The organism is Streptococcus sp. CL8.13, assembly GCF_049737895.1.
In genome coordinates, this window is sequence record NZ_JBKOTT010000075.1 from 1 (window position 1) to 4,770 (window position 4,770).

The window sequence follows — 4,770 nt, forward strand, 5'->3', positions numbered from 1 at the left end:
AAAAAACAATAAATCTGTCAGTGACAGAAATGAGTGAGAACTCAAACTTTTAATGAGAGTTTGATCCTGGCTCAGGACGAACGCTGGCGGCGTGCCTAATACATGCAAGTAGAACGCTGAAGGAGGAGCTTGCTTCTCTGGATGAGTTGCGAACGGGTGAGTAACGCGTAGGTAACCTGCCTGGTAGCGGGGGATAACTATTGGAAACGATAGCTAATACCGCATAAGAGTAGATGTTGCATGACATTTGCTTAAAAGGTGCAATTGCATCACTACCAGATGGACCTGCGTTGTATTAGCTAGTTGGTGGGGTAACGGCTCACCAAGGCGACGATACATAGCCGACCTGAGAGGGTGATCGGCCACACTGGGACTGAGACACGGCCCAGACTCCTACGGGAGGCAGCAGTAGGGAATCTTCGGCAATGGACGGAAGTCTGACCGAGCAACGCCGCGTGAGTGAAGAAGGTTTTCGGATCGTAAAGCTCTGTTGTAAGAGAAGAACGAGTGTGAGAGTGGAAAGTTCACACTGTGACGGTATCTTACCAGAAAGGGACGGCTAACTACGTGCCAGCAGCCGCGGTAATACGTAGGTCCCGAGCGTTGTCCGGATTTATTGGGCGTAAAGCGAGCGCAGGCGGTTAGATAAGTCTGAAGTTAAAGGCTGTGGCTTAACCATAGTACGCTTTGGAAACTGTTTAACTTGAGTGCAAGAGGGGAGAGTGGAATTCCATGTGTAGCGGTGAAATGCGTAGATATATGGAGGAACACCGGTGGCGAAAGCGGCTCTCTGGCTTGTAACTGACGCTGAGGCTCGAAAGCGTGGGGAGCAAACAGGATTAGATACCCTGGTAGTCCACGCCGTAAACGATGAGTGCTAGGTGTTAGACCCTTTCCGGGGTTTAGTGCCGCAGCTAACGCATTAAGCACTCCGCCTGGGGAGTACGACCGCAAGGTTGAAACTCAAAGGAATTGACGGGGGCCCGCACAAGCGGTGGAGCATGTGGTTTAATTCGAAGCAACGCGAAGAACCTTACCAGGTCTTGACATCCCTCTGACCGCTCTAGAGATAGAGCTTTCCTTCGGGACAGAGGTGACAGGTGGTGCATGGTTGTCGTCAGCTCGTGTCGTGAGATGTTGGGTTAAGTCCCGCAACGAGCGCAACCCCTATTGTTAGTTGCCATCATTCAGTTGGGCACTCTAGCGAGACTGCCGGTAATAAACCGGAGGAAGGTGGGGATGACGTCAAATCATCATGCCCCTTATGACCTGGGCTACACACGTGCTACAATGGCTGGTACAACGAGTCGCAAGCCGGTGACGGCAAGCTAATCTCTTAAAGCCAGTCTCAGTTCGGATTGTAGGCTGCAACTCGCCTACATGAAGTCGGAATCGCTAGTAATCGCGGATCAGCACGCCGCGGTGAATACGTTCCCGGGCCTTGTACACACCGCCCGTCACACCACGAGAGTTTGTAACACCCGAAGTCGGTGAGGTAACCGTAAGGAGCCAGCCGCCTAAGGTGGGATAGATGATTGGGGTGAAGTCGTAACAAGGTAGCCGTATCGGAAGGTGCGGCTGGATCACCTCCTTTCTAAGGAAAAGGAACTGCGCATTGGTCTTGTTTAGTCTTGAGAGGTCTTGTGGGGCCTTAGCTCAGCTGGGAGAGCGCCTGCTTTGCACGCAGGAGGTCAGCGGTTCGATCCCGCTAGGCTCCATTGGTGAGAGATCACCAAGTAATGCACATTGAAAATTGAATATCTATATCAAATAGTAACAAGAAAATAAACCGAAAACGCTGTAGTATTAATAAGAGTTTATGACTGAAAGGTCAGAAAAATAAGGTTAAGTTAATAAGGGCGCACGGTGGATGCCTTGGCACTAGGAGCCGAAGAAGGACGTGACAAACGACGATATGCCTTGGGTAGCTGTAAGTAAGCGATGATCCAGGGATTTCCGAATGGGGGAACCCAACAGGTACTACCTGTTACCCACATCTGTTAAGGATGTGAGGAGGAAGACGCAGTGAACTGAAACATCTAAGTAGCTGCAGGAAGAGAAAGCAAAAGCGATTGCCTTAGTAGCGGCGAGCGAAACGGCAGAAGGGCAAACCGAAGAGTTTACTCTTCGGGGTTGTAGGACTGCAATGTGGACTCAAAGATTATAGAAGAATGATTTGGGAAGATCAGCCAAAGAGAGTAATAGCCTCGTATTTAAAATAGTCTTTGTACCTAGCAGTATCCTGAGTACGGCGGGACACGTGAAATCCCGTCGGAATCTGGGAGGACCATCTCCCAACCCTAAATACTCCCTAGTGACCGATAGTGAACCAGTACCGTGAGGGAAAGGTGAAAAGCACCCCGGGAGGGGAGTGAAATAGAACCTGAAACCGTGTGCCTACAACAAGTTCGAGCCCGTTAATGGGTGAGAGCGTGCCTTTTGTAGAATGAACCGGCGAGTTACGTTATGATGCGAGGTTAAGTTGAAGAGACGGAGCCGTAGGGAAACCGAGTCTGAATAGGGCGAATTAGTATCATGACGTAGACCCGAAACCATGTGACCTACCCATGAGCAGGTTGAAGGTGCGGTAAGACGCACTGGAGGACCGAACCAGGGCACGTTGAAAAGTGCTTGGATGACTTGTGGGTAGCGGAGAAATTCCAAACGAACTTGGAGATAGCTGGTTCTCTCCGAAATAGCTTTAGGGCTAGCGTCGACATTAGAGATTCTTGGAGGTAGAGCACTGTTTGGGTGAGGGGTCCATCCCGGATTACCAATCTCAGATAAACTCCGAATGCCAATGAATTATGGTCGGCAGTCAGACTGCGAGTGCTAAGATCCGTAGTCGAAAGGGAAACAGCCCAGACCACCAGCTAAGGTCCCAAAATAATTGTTAAGTGGAAAAGGATGTGGGGTTGCACAGACAACTAGGATGTTAGCTTAGAAGCAGCTATTCATTCAAAGAGTGCGTAATAGCTCACTAGTCGAGTGACCCTGCGCCGAAAATGTACCGGGGCTAAAACAATTTACCGAAGCTGTGGATACCTTTTATAGGTATGGTAGGAGAGCGTTCTATGTGTGATGAAGGTATACCGTGAGGAGTGCTGGAACGCATAGAAGTGAGAATGCCGGTATGAGTAGCGAAAGACAGGTGAGAATCCTGTCCACCGTAAGACTAAGGTTTCCAGGGGAAGGCTCGTCCGCCCTGGGTTAGTCGGGACCTAAGGAGAGACCGAAAGGTGTATCCGATGGACAACAGGTTGATATTCCTGTACTAGAGTATGTAGTGATGGAGGGACGCAGTAGGCTAACTAAAGCAGACGATTGGAAGTGTCTGTCTAAGCAGTGAGGTGTGATATGAGTCAAATGCTTATATCTGTAACATTGAGCTGTGATGGGGAGCGAAGTTTAGTAGCGAAGTTAGTGACGTCACACTGCCAAGAAAAGCTTCTAGCGTTTAAACATACTCTACCCGTACCGCAAACCGACACAGGTAGTCGAGGCGAGTAGCCTCAGGTGAGCGAGAGAACTCTCGTTAAGGAACTCGGCAAAATGACCCCGTAACTTCGGGAGAAGGGGTGCTGACTTTAAGTCAGCCGCAGTGAATAGGCCCAAGCAACTGTTTATCAAAAACACAGCTCTCTGCTAAATCGTAAGATGATGTATAGGGGGTGACGCCTGCCCGGTGCTGGAAGGTTAAGAGGAGTGCTTAGCGCAAGCGAAGGTATGAATTGAAGCCCCAGTAAACGGCGGCCGTAACTATAACGGTCCTAAGGTAGCGAAATTCCTTGTCGGGTAAGTTCCGACCCGCACGAAAGGCGTAATGATTTGGGCACTGTCTCAACGAGAGACTCGGTGAAATTTTAGTACCTGTGAAGATGCAGGTTACCCGCGACAGGACGGAAAGACCCCATGGAGCTTTACTGCAGTTTGATATTGAGTGTCTGTACCACATGTACAGGATAGGTAGGAGTCTATGAGATCGGGACGCCAGTTTCGAAGGAGACGTTGTTGGGATACTACCCTTGTGTTATGGCCACTCTAACCCAGATAGGTGATCCCTATCGGAGACAGTGTCTGACGGGCAGTTTGACTGGGGCGGTCGCCTCCTAAAAGGTAACGGAGGCGCCCAAAGGTTCCCTCAGAATGGTTGGAAATCATTCGCAGAGTGTAAAGGTATAAGGGAGCTTGACTGCGAGAGCTACAACTCGAGCAGGGACGAAAGTCGGGCTTAGTGATCCGGTGGTTCCGTATGGAAGGGCCATCGCTCAACGGATAAAAGCTACCCTGGGGATAACAGGCTTATCTCCCCCAAGAGTTCACATCGACGGGGAGGTTTGGCACCTCGATGTCGGCTCGTCGCATCCTGGGGCTGTAGTCGGTCCCAAGGGTTGGGCTGTTCGCCCATTAAAGCGGCACGCGAGCTGGGTTCAGAACGTCGTGAGACAGTTCGGTCCCTATCCGTCGCGGGCGTAGGAAATTTGAGAGGATCTGCTCCTAGTACGAGAGGACCAGAGTGGACTTACCGCTGGTGTACCAGTTGTCTTGCCAAAGGCATCGCTGGGTAGCTATGTAGGGAAGGGATAAACGCTGAAAGCATCTAAGTGTGAAACCCACCTCAAGATGAGATTTCCCATGATTTTATATCAGTAAGAGCCCTGAGAGATGATCAGGTAGATAGGTTAGAAGTGGAAGTGTGGCGACACATGTAGCGGACTAATACTAATAGCTCGAGGACTTATCCAAAGTAACTGAGAATATGAAAGCGAA

1 tRNA gene and 2 rRNA genes are annotated in these 4,770 nt (G+C 50.2%); all 3 read left to right on the plus strand.

What is annotated here, in order from left to right:
• The first annotated feature begins 48 nt into the window (after positions 1–48).
• The 3 genes from ACLNCN_RS03460 (at position 49) to ACLNCN_RS03470 (ending at position 4,746) form a co-directional block, all read left to right on the plus strand.
• Positions 49–1,594: ribosomal RNA gene (locus ACLNCN_RS03460) — 16S ribosomal RNA — on the plus strand.
• Positions 1,595–1,645: 51 nt separating this feature from the next.
• Positions 1,646–1,718, plus strand: a tRNA-Ala gene (locus ACLNCN_RS03465).
• A gap of 125 nt (positions 1,719–1,843) precedes the next feature.
• Positions 1,844–4,746 (plus strand): 23S ribosomal RNA (locus ACLNCN_RS03470).
• Together the 16S and 23S rRNA genes with 1 tRNA gene alongside form the textbook arrangement of a ribosomal RNA operon.
• The last annotated feature ends 24 nt before the right edge of the window (positions 4,747–4,770 follow it).